The sequence below is a fragment of the Frigoribacterium sp. R86507 genome, from assembly GCF_044597695.1.
Taxonomy (GTDB): Bacteria; Actinomycetota; Actinomycetes; order Actinomycetales; family Microbacteriaceae; genus Frigoribacterium.
In genome coordinates, this window is sequence record NZ_CP139002.1 from 2,938,442 (window position 1) to 2,960,423 (window position 21,982).

At 71.7% G+C, this 21,982-nt stretch carries 20 protein-coding genes; 5 read left to right on the plus strand and 15 right to left on the minus strand.

Features of this window, described 5'->3' with window-relative positions:
* Nucleotides 1–55 precede the first annotated feature (55 nt).
* The 3 genes from mmsB to chvE all read right to left on the minus strand — a co-directional run bounded on the left by mmsB (nt 56) and on the right by chvE (nt 4,118).
* Nucleotides 56–1,324 (minus strand): multiple monosaccharide ABC transporter permease, encoded by a 1,269-nt coding sequence (mmsB, locus tag SJY14_RS13850; RefSeq protein WP_083396187.1) that lies wholly within the window; start codon nt 1,322–1,324, stop codon nt 56–58.
* Nucleotides 1,311–2,861, minus strand: a complete 1,551-nt coding sequence (gene mmsA / locus SJY14_RS13855) for a multiple monosaccharide ABC transporter ATP-binding protein (protein ID WP_071255077.1) — start codon at nt 2,859–2,861, stop codon at nt 1,311–1,313. The genes mmsB and mmsA overlap by 14 nt, the downstream gene beginning before the upstream one ends.
* Before the next feature lie 102 nt (nt 2,862–2,963).
* A complete protein-coding gene (gene chvE, locus SJY14_RS13860) occupies nt 2,964–4,118 on the minus strand; it encodes a multiple monosaccharide ABC transporter substrate-binding protein (protein ID WP_071255075.1) in 1,155 nt (384 codons plus the stop codon).
* Nucleotides 4,119–4,587: 469 nt separating this feature from the next.
* Between chvE and SJY14_RS13865 the strand changes: the two genes are divergently transcribed.
* On the plus strand, nt 4,588–4,905 hold the full coding sequence (locus tag SJY14_RS13865; RefSeq protein ID WP_054147479.1) for a hypothetical protein: 318 nt from the start codon (nt 4,588–4,590) through the stop codon (nt 4,903–4,905).
* An 18-nt stretch (nt 4,906–4,923) separates the two neighbouring features.
* On the opposite strand, the gene SJY14_RS13870 is transcribed toward SJY14_RS13865, so the two are convergent.
* From SJY14_RS13870 to SJY14_RS13880, 3 genes are all read right to left on the minus strand, one after another.
* Complete coding sequence (locus tag SJY14_RS13870) at nt 4,924–5,988, minus strand: aldose 1-epimerase family protein (RefSeq protein WP_396599175.1); 1,065 nt, start codon at nt 5,986–5,988, stop codon at nt 4,924–4,926.
* Nucleotides 5,981–7,237: an FAD-binding protein gene (locus SJY14_RS13875; protein ID WP_396599176.1), complete on the minus strand. Its 1,257-nt coding sequence runs from the start codon at nt 7,235–7,237 to the stop codon at nt 5,981–5,983. The genes SJY14_RS13870 and SJY14_RS13875 overlap by 8 nt, the downstream gene beginning before the upstream one ends.
* Nucleotides 7,238–7,311: 74 nt before the next feature.
* On the minus strand, nt 7,312–8,373 hold the full coding sequence (locus SJY14_RS13880) for an LLM class flavin-dependent oxidoreductase (RefSeq protein WP_071255070.1): 1,062 nt from the start codon (nt 8,371–8,373) through the stop codon (nt 7,312–7,314).
* A gap of 225 nt (nt 8,374–8,598) precedes the next feature.
* On the opposite strand from SJY14_RS13880, the gene SJY14_RS13885 reads away from it, so the two are divergent.
* Entirely contained in the window at nt 8,599–9,078 is a 480-nt protein-coding gene (locus SJY14_RS13885; RefSeq protein ID WP_396599177.1) for a hypothetical protein, read from the plus strand.
* An 82-nt stretch (nt 9,079–9,160) separates the two neighbouring features.
* Here the strand turns inward: SJY14_RS13885 and SJY14_RS13890 are convergent, their stop codons facing one another.
* From SJY14_RS13890 to SJY14_RS13905, 4 genes are all read right to left on the minus strand, one after another.
* The gene (locus tag SJY14_RS13890; RefSeq protein ID WP_255364172.1) at nt 9,161–10,606 is read right to left on the minus strand and encodes an NtaA/DmoA family FMN-dependent monooxygenase; all 1,446 of its coding nucleotides are present in this window, start codon (nt 10,604–10,606) and stop codon (nt 9,161–9,163) included.
* A gap of 168 nt (nt 10,607–10,774) precedes the next feature.
* Entirely contained in the window at nt 10,775–11,410 is a 636-nt protein-coding gene (locus SJY14_RS13895) for a hypothetical protein (RefSeq protein WP_396599178.1), read from the minus strand.
* 5 nt (nt 11,411–11,415) lie between these two features.
* Nucleotides 11,416–12,363, minus strand: coding sequence for an aldo/keto reductase (locus SJY14_RS13900; RefSeq protein WP_396599179.1), 948 nt, complete (start codon nt 12,361–12,363; stop codon nt 11,416–11,418).
* 100 nt (nt 12,364–12,463) lie between these two features.
* Complete coding sequence (locus SJY14_RS13905; protein WP_396599180.1) at nt 12,464–13,438, minus strand: D-isomer specific 2-hydroxyacid dehydrogenase family protein; 975 nt, start codon at nt 13,436–13,438, stop codon at nt 12,464–12,466.
* Nucleotides 13,439–14,009: 571 nt separating this feature from the next.
* Here SJY14_RS13905 and SJY14_RS13910 point away from each other — a divergent pair.
* On the plus strand, nt 14,010–15,068 hold the full coding sequence (locus tag SJY14_RS13910; protein ID WP_054147535.1) for a magnesium and cobalt transport protein CorA: 1,059 nt from the start codon (nt 14,010–14,012) through the stop codon (nt 15,066–15,068).
* A 120-nt stretch (nt 15,069–15,188) separates the two neighbouring features.
* Here SJY14_RS13910 and SJY14_RS13915 read toward each other — a convergent pair whose 3' ends face one another.
* The 3 genes from SJY14_RS13915 to SJY14_RS13925 form a co-directional block, all read right to left on the minus strand.
* Nucleotides 15,189–15,629, minus strand: a complete 441-nt coding sequence (locus SJY14_RS13915) for an OsmC family peroxiredoxin (RefSeq protein WP_054147536.1) — start codon at nt 15,627–15,629, stop codon at nt 15,189–15,191.
* Nucleotides 15,630–15,686: 57 nt separating this feature from the next.
* On the minus strand, nt 15,687–16,247 hold the full coding sequence (locus tag SJY14_RS13920) for a MarR family winged helix-turn-helix transcriptional regulator (RefSeq protein WP_396599181.1): 561 nt from the start codon (nt 16,245–16,247) through the stop codon (nt 15,687–15,689).
* Between the two features lie 287 nt (nt 16,248–16,534).
* Nucleotides 16,535–17,095 carry a CGNR zinc finger domain-containing protein gene (locus SJY14_RS13925; protein ID WP_083396185.1) on the minus strand — a complete coding sequence of 187 codons (561 nt, stop codon included), beginning with the start codon at nt 17,093–17,095 and terminating at the stop codon, nt 16,535–16,537.
* A 92-nt stretch (nt 17,096–17,187) separates the two neighbouring features.
* Between SJY14_RS13925 and SJY14_RS13930 the strand changes: the two genes are divergently transcribed.
* Complete coding sequence (locus SJY14_RS13930; RefSeq protein ID WP_396599182.1) at nt 17,188–18,291, plus strand: DMT family transporter; 1,104 nt, start codon at nt 17,188–17,190, stop codon at nt 18,289–18,291.
* Between the two features lie 289 nt (nt 18,292–18,580).
* Nucleotides 18,581–20,131 (plus strand): serine hydrolase domain-containing protein, encoded by a 1,551-nt coding sequence (locus SJY14_RS13935; protein WP_396599183.1) that lies wholly within the window; start codon nt 18,581–18,583, stop codon nt 20,129–20,131.
* A gap of 32 nt (nt 20,132–20,163) precedes the next feature.
* On the opposite strand, the gene SJY14_RS13940 is transcribed toward SJY14_RS13935, so the two are convergent.
* Nucleotides 20,164–20,733, minus strand: coding sequence for a manganese efflux pump MntP family protein (locus SJY14_RS13940; RefSeq protein ID WP_396599184.1), 570 nt, complete (start codon nt 20,731–20,733; stop codon nt 20,164–20,166).
* Nucleotides 20,734–20,938: 205 nt separating this feature from the next.
* Nucleotides 20,939–21,868 carry an acetamidase/formamidase family protein gene (locus SJY14_RS13945; protein ID WP_396599185.1) on the minus strand — a complete coding sequence of 310 codons (930 nt, stop codon included), beginning with the start codon at nt 21,866–21,868 and terminating at the stop codon, nt 20,939–20,941.
* Between the last annotated feature and the right edge of the window lie 114 nt (nt 21,869–21,982).

The window sequence follows — 21,982 nt, forward strand, 5'->3', positions numbered from 1 at the left end:
GGAGGCGCGGCTCCCGTGACCGGGAACCGCGCCTCTCGCGGATGGTTGCGACTCGTTACTTGCCGGACGAGGCGGCGCGACGCTTGTTGAAGACGTCGAACGCGACCGCGGCGAGCAGCACGAGGCCCTTGATGAGGGACTGGTACTCGGTGCCGACACCGAGGATCGACATGCCGTTGTTCAGGATGCCGATGATCAGACCACCGACGATGGCGCCGGTGACCGTGCCGATGCCGCCGGTGACGGCGGCGCCACCGATGAAGACAGCCGCGATGGCGTCGAGCTCGAACCCGTTGCCCGCGCTGGGGCTGGCGAGGTTGAGCTGACCGGTGAAGACGACGCCGGCCAGGGCCGCGATGACGCCCATGTTGACGAACAGCAGGAACGTGACGCGCTTGGTCTTGACGCCGGACAGCTCGGCGGCGTGCAGGTTGCCACCGATCGCGTAGACGTGACGACCGAACACCGAGTTCTTCATGACCATCGAGTACGCGACGACGAGCACGGCGAGCACGACCAGCACGATCGGGGTGCCCGAGTAGCTGGCGAGCAGGAACCCGATGTACATGACGAGGGCGACCGTGAAGACCATCTTCGTGATGAACCACAGGAAGGGCTCGTCCTCGAGCTGGTACTTGCGACGCGTCGCGCGCCCACGGAGGCCGGTGCCGATGAGGGCCAGCGAGGCGACGGCGCCGAGGACGAGCGTGAGCGGCTCGTAGCCGGTGGTGCCGAAGGCGGGCAGGAAGCCCGATCCGATGTCGCGGAACCCCTGGGGGAAGGGCGAGATCTGCTGGCTCTGGAGGGCGATCTGGGCGGCGCCGCGGAACGCGAGCATGCCGGCCAGGGTGACGATGAACGCCGGGATGCCGAAGTAGGCGATCCAGAAGCCCTGCCAGGCTCCGACCAGGGCGCCCAGGACGAGGCAGAGCACCACGGCGAGCGGCCAGGGCAGGCCCCACTGCGTGATCATGACGCCGGCCATGGCACCGGTGAAGGCGACGATCGAACCGACCGAGAGGTCGATGTGGCCGGCGATGATGACCATCACCATGCCGATGGCGAGGATCAGGATGTAGCTGTTCTGCACGACCAGGTTCGACACGTTGATCGGCGCCAACGTGATGCCGTTCGTGGTGATCTGGAAGAACAGCACGATCACGATCAGCGCGATGAACAGGCCGATCTGGCGCAGTTGACCGCCGAGGTACGAGACCGCACCGACGATCGGGTTGCCGCCCGAGCCGGACTGCGGCTGACGGGAGGTGGGTGACCCGCCCGTGGGCTTCGGGTCGGTGGCCTGGGTGGGGCTAGGCGCGCTCATTGACGGGGCTCTCTCGTTCGAGGGTCATGTACTTCAGGAGGAATTCGGGGGTCGCCTCGGCGATCGGCACGTCGGCCGTGATGCGTCCCTCCGAGAGGGTGTAGATGCGGTCGCAGATGCCGAGCAGTTCGGGCAGCTCGGACGAGATGACGATGACGCCCTTGCCCGCGTCGGCGAGCTGGTTGATGATCGTGTAGATCTCGTACTTGGCACCGACGTCGATGCCGCGGGTGGGCTCGTCGAGGATCAGCACGTCGGGGTCGGCGTACATCCACTTCGACAGCACGACCTTCTGCTGGTTGCCGCCCGAGAGCTTGCCCGTCACCGACGCCACCGTGGGCGCCTTGATGTTCATGCTCTTGCGGAAGCGCTCGGCGACGGTGCTCTCTTCGGACCGGTTGACGAAGCCCCAGTTCGCGAGCTTGCCGAGGGCCGAACCCGAGACGTTGCGCGTGATGTCGTCGATCAGGTTGAGGCCGTACTTCTTGCGGTCCTCGGTGGCGTAGGCGAGACCCGCGGCGATGGCCTTGCTGACCGTCGACGTGTCGATCTTCTGCCCGCGCTTGTAGACGGTGCCCGAGATGCCGGTGCCGTAGCTCTTGCCGAAGACGCTCATCGCGAGTTCGGTGCGCCCGGCGCCCATCAATCCCGCGATGCCGACGATCTCGCCCGCCTTCACGGTGAGGTTCGCCTGGTGGATGATCTCGCGCGTCGCGTCGAGGGGGTGGTGGACGGTCCAGTCCTCGATGCGCAGCAGCTCCTCGCCGACGGTCGACTCGTGGGCCGGGTACCGGCTCTCGAGGTCGCGGCCGACCATGCCCTTGATGATCCGGTCTTCCGACACCTCGTCGGCGTGCATGTCGAGGGTCTCGATCGTCTTGCCGTCACGGATGATCGTGACCTTGTCGGCGATCGCCTTGATCTCGTTCAGCTTGTGGCTGATGATGATCGACGTGATGCCCTGCCCCTGCAGGCTCTTGATCAGGTCGAGCAGGTGGGCCGAGTCGTCGTCGTTCAGCGCGGCCGTCGGCTCGTCGAGGATGAGGATCTTCACGCGCTTCGAGAGCGCCTTGGCGATCTCGACCAGCTGCTGCTTGCCGACTCCGATGTCGACCACCTTGGTGATCGGGTTGTCGCGCAGGCCGACGCGGGCCAGCAGGCCGGCGGCGTCGAGGTTGGTCTTGTTCCAGTCGATGAAGCCGTTCTTCGACTGCTCGTTGCCGAGGAAGATGTTCTCGGCGATCGACAGGAACGGGCTGAGCGCCAGCTCTTGGTGGATGATGACGACGCCCGCTGCCTCGGAGTCGTTGATGTTCTTGAAGTCGACGGGCTGGCCGTCGAGCAGGATCTGGCCGTCGAACGAGCCGCTCGGGTAGACGCCCGAGAGCACCTTCATCAGCGTCGACTTGCCGGCGCCGTTCTCGCCGCAGATCGCGTGGACCTGGCCGCGCTCGACCTCGAGCGTGACGTCCTGCAGGGCCTTGACGCCGGGGAACGTCTTGGTGATCTCCCGCATCTCGAGGATCGTGTTCGCCACGTGTTCCTTCTTCCGTGTGTCGGGTGGGTGCCGCTGGGGAGCAGGGAAACGAGGAGGCGCTGGTCGGCGACCGGCGCCTCCTCGGTTCTCGGGTGGAGGGACCTACTTGAGGTCGGCCTCGGTGTAGTAGCCGCTGTCGATCAGGACCTCTTTGTAGTTGTCCTTGGTGACGATGGTCGGCTGGAAGAGGAAGGTCGGGACGACCTTCTCGCCGTTGTCGTACGTCTTGTCGTCGTTCGTCTCGGGCGTCTTGCCGGTGAGCAGGTCGTCGGCCATGATCACGGACTGGTCGGCGAGCTGACGGGTGTCCTTGTAGATGGTCGAGTACTGCTGACCCTCGATGATCGACTTGACCGAGGCGGCCTCGGCGTCCTGGCCGGTGATGACCGGCAGGGCGTCGCTGGAGTAGCCGGCACCCTCGAGCGCCGAGATGATGCCGATCGAGATGCCGTCGTAGGGCGAGAGCACGCCGTCGAGCTTGGTGCCGCCCGAGTAGGTCGAGGCGATCAGGTTCTGCATGCGGGCCTTGGCGGTGGCGGGGTCCCACTGCTGCGTCGCGGCCTGCGTGAACTGGTCCTGGCCGGAGCCGATGGTCAGCGAACCGTCTTCGATGTAGGGCTTGAGGGTGTCCATCGCGCCGTTGAAGAAGAAGGTCGCGTTGTTGTCGTCGGAGCTGCCGGCGAAGACCTCGATGGTCTTGGGCGAGGCGCCGTCGACCTTCTTGCCGTCGGCGTCGGCGAGGCCGAGACCGGTCAGCAGGCTGGTGCCCTGGTCGACGCCGACCTTGTAGTTGTCGAACGACACGTAGTAGTCGACGTTCTCGTTGCCCGTCAGCAGACGGTCGTACGAGATGACCTTGATGCCGGCCTTGGCGGCCGAGTCGAGCTGGTCGCTGAGCGAGCCACCGTCGATCGAGGCGACGATGAGGACCTTCGCGCCCTTGGTGATCATGTTGCTGATCTGCTGGACCTGCTGGGGGATCTTGTTGTCGGCGTACTCGAGGTCGACCTTGTAGCCCTTGTCTTCGAGGGCGCTCTTGACGGCGTCGCCGTCCTTGATCCAGCGCTCGGACACCTTGGTGGGCATCGCGACGCCGACCAGCGCACCGGCGTTGTCGCCGCTGCTGCTGCCACCGGCGTCACCGCCGCGTCCGCCGCCGCCGCCGGAGCAGGCGGCCAGGGAGAATGCCATGCCGACGGCGACGATGCCGACGAGGAGCTTTTTCTTCACGGTTGTTCCATTCGTGTCAGGTGTCATCTCGACGGCGTCGTCGATGACGGGTGATGGTGCTGTGAGGGATCTCTGTGGTGCTGGCGCTCGACGGCTCGGGTGGCCGGGGACGCGCCGGGCCGACGGGTGCGCGAGGCCTGCCCGTCGGGGCTGAGGGGGACGTCAGACCGGGGCGACCGCGAGGAGGTGCGGGGCGGGCGACGTACGGACGGCCGGTCGTGCGGCCGGGCGGCGGAGGGAGGAGCTGTTCACGGTTGACCTCTTCGTCAGGAATCGTGTGGCTGGGGTGTCGCGGAGTGGAGCGGGATGGCCCGTCGCGAGGACGGTCGAGCGCTGACCTGAGAATGTGAGCGCTCACATCGGGTGGTGCTGGGCAATACTGAACGAGGTCCAGGTGCTTGTCAAGTCGGATCGCGTCCGGCGTGTCGCCGCATGATTTACACGTTCGCCACACGCCGTTCACGCGCGTGAGCGGTCGTCACGTCACAGTGTGGCCATGATCACCGCGACCGCGACCGTCCACACGGCTCACGACGCAGCCGGCCTGTTCTGGTTGTCGCGTCGGCTGCTGGCCGAGCACCGGGCCGCGCGGGTCGAGGTGGGCCAGTACCTCGTCCAGCTCGCCGACGCCGGGACGGTCCTGCTGACCGAGCTGCCCGAGGCCCTGCGGTTCGACGTCGTCGTGCGGGACGAGCTGACCGCACGCCGCACGCGCCGCGCTCTCGAGGCCGCCCTGGAGCGCTGCCTACCCGGCACCGTCTCGGCCATGACCTGGCAGACCGAGCCGCTCGGCGCCGAGGCCGGCGTGGCCTGACGCCTCGGCACCGCGGGGCTAGAAGGCCGTGATGGTCCAGCTCGCCGTGTGGGCCTCGCCCGGGGCGAGGAGCACGAGGTCGTCGCCCGAGTTGAACGCGTCCGGCGGGCAGGTCATCGGCTCGACGGCCAACCCCACGCGGTCGTTCTCGGGCTCGGGGCGGTCGGCGGTGTGCACCTGCACCCAGGGCAGCTCGGCACCCCAGGACATGGTGACGCCGTGCCCGTCGCGCGCGGTGACCGTGGCGGTGACCCGCGCCTCCTGACCGGGGCCGTCCGGGCCGTCGCCACCGTCGGCGCCGTCGACCGGGGCGAACGCGAGGTCGGTGAACGCGTGGTCGACGAAGAGGTCGCCGATCGGGTGCCCGTCGCGGAAGTCGAAGCCGTCGCGATCGCCGACCGGCCGCGTGCCGACGGGCACGAGGCGGTCCTCGGTCACCTCGAGGTAGCTCGCGGCGGGCAGCGCGAACGACCAGTCGTCGACACGGCCTTCGCCGGCGACGAGGTAAGGATGCGGAGCGGTGCCGTACGGGGCGACGCCCGTCCCGGCGTTGCGGGCCGTGACGGTCGTGGTGAGCCCGTCCTCGCCCAGCTCGTAGACGACCGAGAGCGCCAACCGCCAGGGGTAGCCGTCGCTCGGCACGAGCACGAACGAAGCCGAGGCCCGCGCGGCCTGGGCCTGGTCGATCGTCCAGTCGGCCCAGTGGGCCAGGCCGTGCAGGGCGTGGCCGCGTTCGACCTCGTTGAGCGGCAGCTGGTGCTCGACCCCGTCGCGCTCGTAGCGCCCGTCGGTCACGCGGTTGGGCCAGGGGGCGAGCAGGGCACCGCGGAATCCGGGCCGCACCTCGTCGGCGGCGAACGGCACCACCAGGTCGCGACCCTCGAAGGTGAGGGTGCGCAGCGTGGCGCCGACACCGGCGACCTCGGCCCGGTAACCGGCCCGCTCGAGCACGACCTGCGCGCCCGAGACCGGCACCGGCGACGTGACGAGCCTCGCGGTCGGCGGGGCACCCGGCGCGGGCTCGACGACGGGGGGCGTGCTGCCGGGCGGCGGCACGGGGGCGACGGGGGCGGGCTCAGACATGCGCGGGCTCTCCGAGGACGGATGCGGACAGGAACGGGTTGCGGAAGCGCCCCTCGGGGTCGACGGACTCGACGTGGGCGGCGAAGTCACCGAGACGCGGGAACACCCGGCGCAGCTCGGCGTGCGTGGCGGTCGAGACCTTGCCCCAGTGCGGGCGGGCGTCGAACGCGCCGAGCACCCGCTCGATCTCGGGCAGGACGGCGAGCACCTCGTCGGGACGCCGGTGCCAGGTGAAGTGGAAGGCCACGCTCTGACGTCCACCGCTCGGGCTGATCCACGCGTCGTCGGGGGCGATCGTGCGGATCTCGCTGACCATCAGCACGTCGGCGAAGGTGTGCGCGATGCCCCGGAGCCCCTCGATCGCGGCCGCGGCGTGCTCGGCGGGGATCAGGAACTCGCTCTGGATCTCTTCGCCGGCGCTCGGCGTGAAGTCGAACCGGAAGTGCGGCAGGCGGTCGAGCCAGGGACCGGCCACGCCGCCCTGCTGCGTCACGGCCGCGGTCTCGGCCCCGGGGATCATGTGCGTGGTGGCGTCGGCCCGCACCGCACCGAGCTCGCGGAGGTCGAGACCGACCTCGTCGCCGACCCGGTGCTTCGACCAGACCTGGTCGACCCCGTCGCCGTCGTACCGCGTGAAGAAGCTCAGGCTGTAGGCGCCGGCGAGCACGGCGTCGAGGTGCTCGAGGGCGGCCGCCCAGGGCAGGTGTTCGTGGATGGTCTGCTCGACGTCGAAGGTCGGCACGGTGTCGAGTTCGAGGGTCGTGACGACGCCCACGGAGCCGAGCGAGACGACGGAGGCGCCGAACGCGTCGTCGCCGCGGCGGACGGTCTCGAGGCTGCCGTCGGCGCGCACGAGCTCGACGGCGCGGACGCCCGCCGACAGGGCGGGGTTGCCGACGCCGGAGCCGTGGGTGCCGGTCTGGACCGCACCGGCGACCGAGATGTGCGGCAGCGAGGCGAGGTTGTGCAGGGCGAGGCCGTGACGCTGCAGCTCGCCCGCGAGGGCGGCGTGCGTCGTGCCCGCACCGACGCGGACCGTGCCGGCGGCCGAGTCGATCTCGACGGGGGTGACGAGGGCGTCGAGCGAGACGAGGGTGCCGTCGGTGTCGGCGGCGCGGTTGAACGAGTGACGCGAGCCCAGGGCCTTGACGCGACGGCTGCCGGTGACGACGTCACGCAGCTCGTCGAGGCTCGTGGGGCGACGCAGGTCGGTCGTCGAGTACTCGACGTTGGCGGCCCAGTTCTGCATGGAGACTCCTTCGGCTCGGGGTGCTGCGTCGAGTCTAGGCGAGCGGCCCGACGGTGAGTGAGCGCTCACTCGGTTCAGGCGAGGGCCTGCCAGCCGAGGAGGGGGCCGAGGCGCTCGGCGGCGTCGGTCAGCACCTGCGTGTACTCGGCGAGGCCGAAGTCGAACGGCAGCTCGACGATGAGGTCGTCGACCTCGCGCATGGCGGCGTTCTCGTGGAGCTGCTTGGCGATCCACTCGGACGGGCCGACCAGGTCGCGGTCGAACATCATGCCTCGGGGACCGTGGGCCACGGTGGTGCGGTCGCGACGGGAGGACGCGTAGGCCTCGTACGCCGCACGCTGCTCGGCGGTGGCCGTGTCGGTGGGCAGGACGACCGCGCCCTTGGCGACCCGCGCCTCCTGACCCGAGGGGTGGGCCGCGCGGAAGGCGCGGATCTGCTCGAGCTGCGACGCGGCGAAGCGCGTGGGCTCGATCGGCCCGGGCCCGCCGGCGAAGCTGACGTTGCTGATCAGCATGCCGAGGCCCTGCCGGCCCGCCCACTCGGCCGAGCGCGGGCTGCCCGCGCCGTACCAGACGCGGTCGGCGAGACCGGGGCTCTGCGGCTGCACCCGCCCGGTGTAGACCTCTATGCCCTCGGTGCCCTCGAACGCGCTGACCTGCTCGCCCCGCACGAGCGAGAGGAACTTCTCGACCCGGCCGTACGAGAAGTCCTGGTGGTCGGCGGCGTCGCCGTAGAGGTGCGGGGCGATCTCGTCGTAGCCGCGGGGTTCGCCGACGCTGACGCCGAGCTGCAGTCGGCCGCGCGAGAGCACGTCGACCGTGCCCCAGTCCTCGGCGAGCCGGAACGGGTTCTCCCAGCCGAGCGGCATCACGGCCGTGCCGAGGGTCAGGCGCGAGGTGCGCTGCGCCGCGGCCGAGAGGAACGCGACGGGCGACGAGATGCCGAACTGGAGGTGCCGCGTGCGGGTCCAGCCGCCGTCGAGGCCCAGCGCCTCGGCCCGCTCGAACAGCTCGAGCCCCTGCTCGAGGCCGACGGTCGGGTCGTCGCCCTCGAAGGCGCCGATGGTGAGGAAGCCGAGACGGCGAAGCGGCCTCGCGGCGGCGGACGGGGCGGGCGACGAGGAGGCGGTGGTCACCGTCCGAGCCTAACCAGACGACGCGAGGTCCCCGGCCGGTGTCCCCCGGCCCGTGTCCCCCGATCCGCGTCCCCCGGACTGGGGACCGCCCCACCCCCGTACTGGGTGGCCGTGCCCTGTTGTCCCCCGGGCCGGGGTGCGGTTCGCTGGACGGAGCCGTTCGAGAGTCACGTCGACGACGACACGACCACGCACGACACCACGACTTCAGGGGAACAGACCACGATGGACACCGCAGAGCCCGACACCGGACGCCCGGGCCCGACCGACCCGTCGGACGCCGCGACCGCGCTCGACCCCACGACGACCGTCGGGGCCGCCCCGGCGACGTCGACCCGCCCGGCGCGCCTCCGCCGCGAACGCACCACCCGCCTGCGGCGACCCGCCACCTTCGTGCTGTCCTGGCTCGACCTGCCGAACGACGGCAGCGACCCCACGCTGCCCCTCGGCACCTGCCTGGTGCTCCGCACGGTCGGACGACCCGCGCGCGACGTGCTCGTGGACCTGCCCGGCGGGCCCGTCCGTGGTCGCGACAAGCTGCGCCCCGGGGCCCCGCTCGGCATCGCGACCCCCGTCGAGCTCGACGCGGTGGTCGCCCTCGGCACCGTCTTCGTCGAGTGGTCGGACGCCCGGGGCGTCAGCCGGACCACGTGGCTCCGCGTCCCGCCGGTGCCGGCGCGATACCGCAGCCCCGCCGCTCACTGACCACGTCGGTGTGACGAGCTGAGCCCGGTCGCTCACCGGAAGGACGCGAGCGACGCATCGGGCCGCGCCGCGCCTCCCGGGCTCAGCGGCGGTAGGCCGCCGCCGGGTGCGTCTCGGGCAACCGGGGCCCACCGCCGGTCAGCCGCTCGCGCAGCGTCTCGCCGGGCACGTACGCCTCGCGCAGTCGACCGCGACGACGCAGCTCGGGCACGACCAGCTCGACGAAGTCGGTCAGCGTGTCGAACGAGTGGTACTGGCGCAGGTTGATGCCGTCGATGCCCTCGTCGTCGAGCCAGCGCTCGACGGCGTCCGCCACGACCGTCGGGGTGCCGGCGACGAAGAACGTGCCGCCCCAGGCCTCGTCGACCGAGTCGATCAGCTGGCCCACCGTGATGTCGAGCGGCAGCGCGGCGGCTCCCGGGTGGTCGAGCCGCCCCTCGGCCTCGAGCGCCTCGCGCACGGTGCGGTCGCGGGGGTGGGACGGGGCGTCGAACGGGATGCTGCGGTGGATCAGCTTGCCCTGCTCGCTGGCGAACGAGCGGTAGAGCGCGAGCTTCTCGGCGACGACCTCGTCGGTCTCGCCCGTGATGACGCCGGCCTGCACGATGAACGACACGTCGTCGGCGGAGCGTCCGGCCGCGACGGCCGCCTCGCGCGTGGCGGCGCCGACCGCCTTGACGGCGGGCCCGCCGGTGAAGACGACCTCGGCGTTGCGGGCCGCCTGCTCGACGCCCTTCGGCGACGCGGTGGCCAGGAAGAGCACGGGGGTGCGCTGCGGCGACGGCTCGCTGAGGTGCGGACCGGCGACCCGGAAGTGCTCGCCGACGTGGTCGATCGCGTGCACCTTCGCCGGGTCGGTGTAGACGCCCGAGCCGGGCTCGAGGCCGTCGGCGGTCGGGTCGGCGACGACGGCGTCGTCCTCCCACGAGCCCTCCCACAGCTTGTAGAGCACGTCGAGGTACTCGGCGGCGCGGGCGTAGCGCTCGGCCTTGGGGATCTCGGCGTCGAGGCCGAAGTTGCGCGCGGCGTTCGGCAGGTACGACGTGACGACGTTCCAGCCGACGCGCCCCTTCGTGAGGTGGTCGAGGGTCGACATGCGGCGCGCGAAGGCGAACGGCGGCTCGTAGCTGGTCGAGAAGGTGATGCCGAAACCGAGGTGCTCGGTCACCGCGGCCATGGCCGGCACGACCATCATCGGGTCGTTGTTCGGCGCCTGGATGCCCTCGAGCAGGGCCGGCGCCGGGCTGTCGCCGAACACGTCGTAGGCACCCAGCACGTCGGCGATGAAGATCGCGTCGAAACCGCCGCGTTCGGCCAGGCGGGCCAGCTCGAGCCAGTACGCCAAGTCTTTGTACTCGCTGCGGTGGTTGTGGGGCAGCCGCCAGAGACCGTGCGTGATGTGCCCGACGCAGTTCATCTCGAAGAGGTTGAGGATCAGCTTCTTCTTCGTGGCGGCGGCCCCCGCGTCGACGGCGACGGAGGGGACGGAGGCGGACGGGACGGGCGCGGGGGTGTCTGCGGTGCTCACGCGTCCTACTGTGCCGCACCGCGCCTCCTCGTCCACCGGGCGGTGACGCCGTGTTGCACTGCGGGAAGGGCCGGGCGGCACCACACCGCACCGCGTTTCGTGCACGACACCGCGACGAGACGAGGTGCGGTGCACGGAACGCGGTGCGGTGCGGTGCGGTGCGGTGGGTCAGCGCTCGCGGATCGTGGTGGTCACGTCGACGAGGCTGGGGTCGGCGGGCGCCGAGCCGAAGCCGAACCGCACCGGCGGGTCGAGCGGGGCCAGTGCCCCGAGTCCGCGACCGTCGAGACGGGCGTCGACCGCGACGATGCGACGGGCCAGCGTCACGCCGTAGTACTCGCGACGGCCGCCACCGGCCGTCCCCGCCGTGCGGGCACCCCGCACGATCAGTCGTGCGACCGGGTCGATCAGCGTGAGCCAGCCGGGCCGGGTCGCGAACGCCCGGGGCACGAGCCGCAGCAGCCGGCCGAGCGGCGACACGGGCCCGATCTCGAGCGACAGGTCGAGCACGTCGCCGCCCGCGTCGTCGGAGCCTGCCGAGACCCGCAGCGTCCGGTCGACGCCACGCCACGAGACGGGCTGCACCCGCACCTCGTCGAACGTGTAGGTCGACGAGACGTAGTCGGCGACGGCCTGCGAGGGTGCCAACAAGGTGCGGTGACCGTCGGCGTCCTCGACCATCACGTCGACGAAGCGGCCGAGCGGCGAACGGTTCCACAGCCCGACGACGACGCGCGTGCCGGACTCGGTGCCGAAGCCGGCGATGCGTCCGTGGAACCGCTGGTCGGGAGTCGTGCTGCCCATCGTCGCTACTCGGCCACCCGGGCCGAGACGGTCTCGAGGGCGGCGAGCTCGTCGGCGCTGAGGGCCACGCTCGCGCTGGCCAACAGCGCGGGCAGCTGCTCGAGGGTGCGGGCGCTGGCGATGGGGGCGACGACGCGAGGCTGGGCCTGCAGCCAGGCGAGGGCGATCGTGGCGATCTCGACCTGGTGGGCGCTCGCGATGTCGCTCAGGGCGGCCACGACGTCGAGCCCTTCGTCGCTGAAGTAGCCCTCGATGTTGCCGCTGCGCGCCCCGGCGATGTCGTCGCGGGTCTGGTACTTGCCGGTCAGGAAGCCCGCGGCGAGCGAGAAGTACGGCGTGACGCCGAGCTGGTTCAGGGCGGCGAGCGGAGCCAGGTCGCGCTCGTAGGCCTTCCGGGTCACGAGGTTGTAGTGCGGCTGGAGGGCGACCGGGGCCGCGAAGCCCTCGCTACGGGCGATCTCGACCCACTCGGTGATGCGCTCGGGCGAGAAGTTCGAGATGCCGACGTGCCGCACCTTGCCGGCTTTCTGCAGCGCGTCGAAGGCCCCGAGGGTCTCGGCGAGGTCGTCGCCGGTGTCGAAGTGCGCCCAGTACAGGTCGATGTGGTCGGTCTGCAGGCGGGTGAGCGAGGCGTCGGCGGCGGCCACGACGTTGGCGGCTCCGAGCCCGGGGAACTCGGGGTGCTGGCTGACCTTCGTGCCGAGGACGACCTGGTCGCGACGCGAGGCGCCGCCCTGGGCGAGCCAGGTGCCGATGACCGTCTCGGACTCGCCGCCCGAGTTGCCGTCGGCCCAGGCCGAGTACACGTCGGCCGTGTCGACGAAGTTGCCGCCGCCGGCGACGAAGGCGTCGAGCACCGAGTGCGACTCGGCCTCGTCGCTGGTCCAGCCGAAGGTGTTGCCGCCGAGGGCGAGGGGGAAGACGTCGAGGTCGGATGTACCGATGAGGGGCATGCGGGGGTTCCTTTCGCGAACGTCGCGTCGGGTCGGCGCGGCGACTACCCTGGTCTAACGCGTCGGGGGTGGGTTCGTTCCCAGGTCGGCGGCCGGCGGGTCAGTAGCCCTGCTCGACGTCGACGACGCCCTCGGGGTCGCCGCCCTCGGACAGCGCCCGGATGTTCGCCTCGACGCGGGCCTGGAAGAGCGGCTCGGTCATCGCGTTCGTGTTGGCCTGGTGCGGGGTGATCAGGGCACGGGGCTCGGCCCACAGCGGGTGGCCGTCGGGCAGCGGCTCGGGATCGACGACGTCGAGGCCCGCCGCCCCGATCCGCCCCTCGGCGAGCGCCGTGACGAGCGCGTCGGTGTCGACGAGCGGCCCGCGGGCGATGTTGACGAGCACGGCCGTGTCCTTCATGGCGGCGAACTCGTCGGCGCCGAGCAGGCTGCGGGTGCCGCCGGTGAGTGCCGCGGCGACCACGACGACGTCGCTGGTCGGCAGCACCTCGGCCAGACGGTCGACCGTGATGGTGCGGGCGGCGCCCGGGACGTCCTCGTCGGTGCGGCGGACCATCGTCACCTCGACGTCGAACGGCTGCAGCAGGCGCAGCAACTCGGTGCCGATGCCGCCGGCCCCGACGATGGTGACGGTCGCCCCGTTCAGCGAGATGCCGCGCTGCTCGCGTTCCCACGAGGAGGCGCGGGCTCTGATCTGCAGGGAGCGCAGGGTCGCCAGCGTCAGCGCCAGGGCGTGCTCGGCCACGGGTGCGCTGTAGGCGCCCTTGGCACTGGTGAAGGTGAGTCCGTCGCGGGCGGTGGCCTGCATGGTCTCGACGTAGGCGTCGACGCCGGCGCTCGGCAGCTGCACGACGCGGACGCCGGGGTGCTGCTCGATCGCGGATCGCAGCTCGGCCTGGTCGACGCGGCCGCCGAGGACGATCATCTCGGTCTCGTCGCCGAGCTCGACCAGGCGGGCGCCGGTCGCGTCCACCGCCCGCTTCGCTGGTGCGACGCCCCAGGCGTCGCCCGACGACCCCTCGGAGTCGGCGGTGGCTGAGGTGGCGGGCAGGACGGTGACGGCGACGGTGCTCATCGATCCACCGTATCGATCAGGTCACGAAAGCGACTCAGGCTCGTGTCCTGGCCGTCCCGGTGGCAGAGTGACGCCGTCTGCAGGTCGCGAAACCCGATCGTGGACGCGGGAGGCACGGGTCAACGGCGACACGCGCCTCCTTCCCTCCGACTCCCCCGGACGCCCGGCGGCCACCGGTCGACCCCGGGTGCCCGCAGGGGTACGCTGTCCCACGGCCCAGGCGGGCCCACGGCCCCACCGGGCCCGGCGGCAGCACGACGGAAGGCAGGTGAGCGGCGATGGCTGGTGACAGTACTGGCGCCCCGCGGCATCCCTCCGTGGTCGCGCCGTCCGCCCCGCTCGTCTGAGCACCGGGCCCGACCGACCACGAGCGATGCCCACGGGCACCGACGTCTCCCGTCGACGCACGTCGTCGACGACTCAGCACCCCCCGGTGTCGCGTCGTCGCCCGTGTGCGTCGGCCCGGCCCCACCGCACACCCGCCGTCCGCACGGTCGTCGTGACCACCACCCGGCACGACCCCGTCCCTCGACGGACGGTCGTCGCACCACGAACGGCAGGAGCGCAGACCATGGCACTCATCGACAACGGCATCTACGTCGCGGGGCACCGCACCGACAGCCCGGCGAACCTCGACGAGACGTTCGAGCTGCTGCACGAACACCAGGGCATGGCCTGGATCGGCCTGTACCGCGCCGACCCCGACGAGGTGCGCTCGATCGCGCAGGAGTTCGAGCTGCACCCGCTCGCCGTCGAGGACGCGCTCAAGGGTCACCAGCGCGCGAAGCTCGAACGCTTCGGCGAGACGCTCTTCGTCGTGCTGCGCTCGGCCCGCTACCTCGACGCCGAGGAGACGGTCGAGTTCGGCGAGGTGCACGTGTTCGTCGGCCCGGGCTTCGTCATCACGATCCGGCACGCCGAGAACCCCGACCTCGGCCGGGTGCGCCGCCGCCTCGAGTCGAACCCCGAGCTGCTCGCGCTCGGCCCCGAGGCCGTGCTCTACGCCGTGCTCGACCAGGTGGTCGACGGATACGGCCCGGTCGTCGCCGGCATCGAGAAGGACATCGACGAGATCGAGGACGAGCTCTTCGGCGGCGACCCCGAGGTGTCACGGCGCATCTACGAGCTGCTGCGCGAGGTGATCAGCTTCCAGCGCGCGACGAGCCCGCTGCGCGGCATGCTCGAGAACCTGCTGCGCGGGTCGGACAAGTACGGCGTCGACGTCGAGCTGCAGCGCTCGCTGCGGGACGTGCTCGACCACGTGCTGCGCATCGGCGAGCGCGCCGACACCTTCCGCGCGCTGCTCGAGAACGCCCTGACGGTGCACTCGACGCTCGTCACCCAGGCGCAGAACGACGAGATGCGACGCCTGTCCGAGGCCGGGCTCGCCCAGAACGAGGAGACCCGGCGCCTGTCGGAGGTCGGCCTGCAGCAGAACGACGAGGTCAAGAAGATCTCGGGCTGGGCGGCCATCCTGTTCGCCCCGACCCTGGTCGGCGGCGTCTACGGCATGAACTTCGACAACATGCCCGAGCTGCACTGGCAGTTCGGCTACCCGATGGCGGTCGCCGCGATGGTCGCGGTCGGCGCGAGCATCTGGGGCGTCTTCAAGTGGAAGAAGTGGCTCTGACACGGTCGGGGTGCTGACGGGGTCGCGCTGTCGGGCCGGTGATGCGGAGAACGCAGGAGGTGCGGGTCGGGTGACCCGCGCCTCCTGCGTTCTCGAGGGGTGCGGTGCTGCGGCTCAGGCCTAGGCCTCGAGCGCGGCGTCGAGGGTGATCTCGACGCCGGTGAGGGCCTTCGAGACCGGGCAGGTCTCTTTGGCGTTCTGGGCGGCCTCGAGGAAGGCGGCCTCGTCGATGCCGGAGACCTCGCCGCGGACGGTGAGGGCGATGCCGGTGAGCTTGAAGCCGCCGGCCGAGTCCGGGCCGAGCGAGACGTCGGCCTTGACGTCGAGGGCCTCGACGGTGCCGCCGGCCTGGCCGAGGACGGCCGAGAACTGCATGGCATAGCAGGCCGAGTGGGCCGCGGCGAGCAGCTCTTCGGGGCTGGTGGCGCCGTTGGCGTCGTCGGCGGCACGCTTGGGGAACGAGACGTCGTAGGTGCCGAGCTTGGAGCTCGACAGTTCGACCTGGCCTTCGCCGGTCTCGAGGCTGCCGTTCCAGGCGGTGCGTGAGGTGCGAGTGGGCATGTGGTGCTCTCTTTCGATGGGGAGGGGGTGCGGTATGCGGTGGGTCGGTGGGGCGGGTCAGGAGGGGGTCGGGGCCGGCGCCGGTGCGGGTGCCGGTGCCGCGGGGGGCGTCGGGCCGGACGCGTCCGCCAGCACGGCGGTGTTGGCCAGTGCGGCGGTGTTCGCCCGGACGGCTGCCGCTAGCGAGGCGATGTCACCACGCAGTGCCTGCAGGTCGTCGAGGTCGAGCCCGGTCGCGCCGCAGATGAGGTCGGGGAACCCGGCGGCCCGGGCACGGAGGGCGTGACCGGCCTCGGTGAGGGCGACCTCGACCGAGCGCTCGTCGGCGGCGGACCGCGTGCGGGTGACGATGCCCTGAACCTCGAGGCGCTTGAGCAGAGGCGACAACGTGCCGGACTCGAGCTGCAGCTCGTGGCCGAGCGCCGAGACGGTCGTCGTGCCGCCCTGCCAGAGGACGAGGAGGACGAGGTACTGCGGGTATGTCAGGCCCAGTGGAGCCAGCAGGTCGCGGTACCGAGCCGTGACGGCCCGGGACGCGGTGTAGAGCGCGAAGCAGATCTGCTCGTCGAGACCCGAGGCGGGGCCCGGGGTCGTCGCGGTGTCGGCTGCTGCGGTCATGAGGACGACATTAGCACATCGCGCACGATTTAGTTGTGCACAACTTGATGGCGTTGCGAGGTCAAGTGCGCCTCCCCCCGTTGTTCCCCTTCGCTTGATCCGGTACGTGACGGATCGAGCTTTTCGCCCCCCCTGGAAGCTTCTGGTCTTGATCCGGTACGTAACGGATCACGCTTTTCGGCCCGGCAGGAGGGCGCGGCGGGGCAGAGCGGGGCGGGTCAGCGCGGGGCGGGGTCGGAGCGGGGCGGGGTCGGAGCGGGTCAGCGCGGCGCGCGGCAGGCGGCGGGTCAGCCCGGGGCAGGGTCGGCCCGGCGCTCCCGGAAGGCGATCATGTTGACGCGGTTGCCGCAGCGGACGCTGCAGAACCGCTTCGAGCCGTTTCGCGACAGGTCGACGAAGACCCCGTCGCAGTCGTCCGCCGCACAGGCCCGCAGTCGGCCGGTCTCGTCGGTGCGGATCACGTCGACCAGGGCGAGGGCGGACTCGACGCGGATGCGATCGGCGAGGGGCGCGTCGTCGCTCGTCGCGTGCAGGTGCCAGTCGAGGGCGTCGTGCCGCACGAGCCGGGGCGACGAGACACTGTCGGCCAGCATGCGGTTGACCTCGGCGGCGAGCAGGTCGCGCTCGAGGGTCCAGATGCGTCGCAGCTCGGCCCGGACGCCCTGCACCGAGGCCAGCTCGGCGTCGTCCCGGTCGAAGCGGCCCGAGAAGGCGAACGAGTCGAGCAGGGCCTTCAGCTCGGCCCGGGTCGAGAGCTCGTCGTCGCCGGAACGACTCGCCCCGGCACCGGTGTTGACCAGGGCGACGTTGAACTCGAGCACGTCTTCGGTGTCAGGGGCGAAATGCAAGTTGACTCCTTGTCAGAGGCGGTCGTACGCTCGCGACAGAAGCGGCGCGTCACCACCCATTGTGCACGACGGCCCTGACAGAAGGAGTCTTCGTGAGTACCGGTGCGACCACGACCACGTCCACGACGACACCCCTCGCCGCAGGGCGCCCCGCCTCGACCACCGCAGGCCTGCTCGTCGCGCTGCTCGCCGCTGCGTCGTTCGGCTTCTCCGGGCCCTTCGTCAAGCCGCTGCTCGAATCGGGGTGGAGTCCCGTGGCCGCCGTCACCGTCCGCGCGCTGATCGGCGGGGTGGTACTCGCACCCGTCGCCCTCGTCGTCCTCCGCGGTCGGCTCGGCCCGATCTGGCGGGCCCGCTGGCGCGTGCTCGGCATGGCCGTGATCGGCGTCGCCGGCACCCAGGTCTTCTACTTCGCCGCGGTCGTGCGCATCCCGGTCGGCACGGCGATCCTCGTCGAGTACCTCGCCCCACTGTTGCTCGTCGGCGTGGCCTGGGCGACCACGCGGCGCGTGCCGCAGGTCGTGGTGCTCGTGGGCTCCGCGATCGCCTTCGCGGGCCTCCTGCTGGTCGTCGCCCCGAGCGGCGGCGTGGCGCTCGACCCCGTCGGGCTCGCCCTGGCCGGCGCGGCCATGGTCTGCTGTGCCGCGTACTTCGTGATCGCCGCCCGGCCGAGCGGCGACCTGCCCCCGGTCGCGCTGGCGGCGTCGGGCCTGCTCGTCGGCGCCGCCCTTCTCGGCCTGCTCGGCCTGACCGGTCTCGTGCCGTTCACGACCTCCGCGGCCGACGTGCCCCTGTTCGACGCGATCGTGCCGTGGTGGGTGCCGATGCTCGTGGTCGGCGTCGTCGCCACGGCCGTCGCCTACGCCACGAGCATCACGGCCAGCAGCATGCTCGGCTCGCGCCTGGCGTCGTTCGTCGGCCTGCTCGAGGTGGCGGCCGCCGCGCTCTACGCCTGGCTGCTGCTCGGCGAGGCCCTCACCCCGCTGCAGCTTGGAGGCGGCCTGCTGATCGTCGTGGGCATCGGCTTCGTCCGGGCCGAGCGCACCCGCGAGGCCGTCGTCGTGGCGGACGCGGTGGCCGAGACGGTCCTCGCCGACGCGGTGGCCGAGGCGCCTGCCGCCGACACGCTGCCCGCGGCGTCCGGAGCCTCCTCAGGGGGCCGAGGGGCCATGGCGGACCCGACCCGCGCCTCCTGAACTCCGTCACCGCTTCGAGGAGCCGAGGCTCCGTCGCCGACACGACCCGCGCCTCCTGAGCCCTCACGGGTCGGGGCTCGGCTGGTCGCCACGGGCTTTCCGGCGTCGAGGCAGCGTCGCGGGCCGAACCCGACCTGCCAGAGCCCGGGCGGCGTACCGAACCCGACAAAACGCGTGCGACACGCCGCTCGCCACCGTCCATGACGAGGCTCGCGCTGGCAGTTGTCGCGATGTGCACACGGGGGCCGGGCGAGGCCGAGTGAACCGGGGGCGGGCATAGGGTCGGGGGGTGACTCCGACGACGCTGCCGCGCAGCACGCCCTCCGCCCAGAACGTCGACGCGGCGGGCATCTCCGCGTTCGTCCACGCCCTCGAGACCACCGCCGGCGTGGAGCCGCACAGCATCATGCTGCTGCGCCACGGGCAGGTCGTCGCCGAGGGCTGGTGGGCTCCGTACTCGGCCGACCGCGCGCACCTGCTCTACTCGTTGAGCAAGAGCTTCACCTCGTCGGCGGTCGGGTTCGCCGTCGCCGAGGGGCTGATGGGGCTGAACGACACCGTGCTCGGCCACTTCCCCGAGCTCGACGCCGAGGTGACCGACCCGCGCAGCCGGTCGATGCGCGTCCGACACGTGCTCGCGATGGCCAGCGGACACCGCGCCGAGACCCTCGACCGGGCTCTCGCCGTCGACCCGGTGGACGTCGTCCGCGGCTTCCTGCTCACCCCGCCCGACGACGAGCCCGGCACCGTGTTCGCGTACAACCAGCCGTGCACCTTCGCCGCCGGCGCGATCGTGCAGCGCGTCACGGGCCAGTCGCTCAGCGAGTACCTGCGCCCCCGCCTGCTCGACCCGCTCGGCATCGGCGCGGTCGGCTGGCAGCGTGACGAGTCCGGCCGCGAACTCGGCTTCAGCGGACTGCACGCCACGACCCACGCCATCGCCGCCCTCGGCCAGCTGTACCTGCAGCAGGGCGAGTGGGACGGCACGCAGCTGCTGCCGCGCGAGTGGGTCGCCGAGGCCACGCGCTCGCACGTCTCGAACGCGGGCGAGTCGAACCCCGACTGGGCCCAGGGCTACGGCTTCCAGTTCTGGATGGCCCGCCACGGCTACCGCGGCGACGGCGCCTACGGCCAGTTCGCCGTGGTGCTGCCCGAGCACGACGTCGTGCTCGCCCTGACCGGCCAGTCGCTCGACATGCAGGCCGTGCTCGACGCGGCGTGGGCCCACCTGCTGCCCGCCTTCGGCACGGACGCGGCTCGCATCGGCGACGCCGCGGCCGACGACTCGCTGGCGACCCGCCTCGCCGACCTGACGCTGCCCGGGGTGGCCGGTCCGACCGAGCACGACGCCGCACCGGTCCGACCGGCAGCCGAGGAGGCGCGGGTCGGCGACCAGCACTCCCCCGGCACCGAGCGACTCGTCTCGTTCACCGCGGCCGACGGCAACGACCAGCCCGGCCTCAGCGTGGTCGAACTGCGCGCCTCGGCCGACGCCGCGACGACGCTCACCCTCGTCGAGGGCGACTCCCGTCTGGTGGCCCGCGTCGAGGCCGAGGACTGGGTCGTCACCGACGGGTCCGACGACGGCTCCGTCGACGGCTCCGGTGAGATCGTCGGTGTCGGTGTCGGTGTCGGTGTCGGCGACGGCCCGGCTGCGGCACCGGTCGCCGCGAGCGCCACCCGGTCGGCGGACCTGTTGCACGTCGACCTCGTCTTCGTCGAGACGCCGCACCGCCTGCACCTCACGCTCGACGAGGCCGACGCGACCTTCACGGCTCTGTGGGAGACCCAGCCGCTGCACGCGCCTCGACTGGCCGAACTGCGCATGCCGCGCGACTGACGCAGCGGCGCACGCCGAGCGCAGCGCGGGGATTAGCCGAGGACGCCCGTGTGCTCGAGGACGATGTTCACGCCGATCAGGATGAGGATCACGCCACCGGCGATCTCGGCCGGCTTGCCGAACCTCGCACCCACCCGGCGCCCGACGAGCACGCCGACGAAGGTCAGCACGGCGGTCGTCACGCCGATCAGCAGGATCGCCCAGCCGATCGACACCGGCAGGAACGCCAAGGTCACGCCGACCGCGAGAGCGTCGATGCTGGTCGCGACGGCCAACACGGCCAGTTCCCGGAGGTTCAGCCGGTCGGTGTCCTTCTCCCGGTCCTCGTGCGACGAGAACGCCTCGTAGAGCATCTTGCCGCCGACCAGGGCGAGCAGGCCGAGGGCGACCCAGTGGTCGAACGGCGCGATGTACTGCGCGAAGGTCGAGCCGAGCAGCCAGCCCAGCAGCGGCATGAGCGCCTGGAACGCACCGAACGTGATCGCGATGACGACCGCGTGCCGCGCGTTGAAGCGCGTCATGTGCAGGCCCTTGCCGAGGGCGACGGCGAAGGCGTCCGCGGAGACGCCGAGCGCGATGAGGAAGAGGGCCCAGAACGACATGGGGGCAGCGCCTTTCGAGACGGTCGGGTGGAGACGCCGGCGTCTCGGAACCTGACGATCCTGGCATGCCGAGCGCGCCTCCTCGACCCGAAAAGTGCTGATCAGAGGTATTCGGCACGCCGAATTCGGGGTGTCGTCGAACCGTCGCGCAGGGCGCTGCGAGCCGAACGCCGACCCGGTCGACGATGAGGAGGCGCGGCGCCGCTCAGGCGGGGACGAGCACGTCCCGCGGCAGCACCGCGTGCACGCCCCAGGTGCGGTTGGCGACCTGGGTGACGCGCAGGTCGACGACCGTGCTCGCGAAGGCGAGGGCCGTGGCGGCGTCGACCGCGTAGAGCTGCTGCATCCAGGTCACCATCGCGGCGAGCGCGTCCCCGCTGGCGACGTTGAGGTCGGCGTCGAAGCCGAAGGTGATGCGAGCCTCGGGGGTCTCGGCGTGGATCGTCGTGAGCGGGCGGTCCGTCGCCAGGCCGACCCGCGCCTCCGTCGTCATGCCGGTCTCGATCGCGGTGCCGCCGACCTCGCCGTCGCCCTGGGCCGCGTGCCCGTCACCGAGGTAGAGCAGGGCGTCGTCGACCGCCACCGGCAACCAGAGGGTCGTGCCCGCGACGAGGTCGCGGCAGTCGATGTTGCCGCCCACGGAGGCGCGGGGCGGGATGGTCGAGTGTTCTCCGGCCTCGGCGGGGGCGAGTCCCATCACGCCGAGGAAGGGGGCGATCGGGCGACGCAGGCCCCGGCTCTCGGTGGCCGTGCCGGCGTCGCGGTCGATGCTCCAGAGCAGCCAGGCGGCCTCGGCGTCGACCAGGCCGAGGTGACGGGTGATCGGGGTGTCGGCGGCCGCGGCGACCGTGAAGCCCCAGTCGTCGGGGGTCAGCGAGAGCAGGTCGAGCTGCAGCATGTCGCCCGGACGGGCCCCGCGGACGGCGATCGGACCGGTCAGGGCGTGGCCGCGCCGGGTCGGGAAGAGGTACGGCGTGACCTCGCCGGGCACGGTCTGCGGCTCGAGGTGGCCCGAGGCGTCCAGCGAGCGCACGACGACGGTGTCACCGGGGTCGATCGTCAGCACGGGGGCGTGGTCGCGCGAGAAGACCTCGTGGGCGGTGTCGGTGCTGGGGTCGAGGTGGTGGGTCGTCATCGTCCGAGCGTAGGCCGCGGCCCGGGCACCCCGCCGGACGTGCCGCGCCCAGGGGCGCTCGGTACGATGGACGCCTGTTCCGCCTCGACCCGCCGCACCTGCTCACAGAGAGAC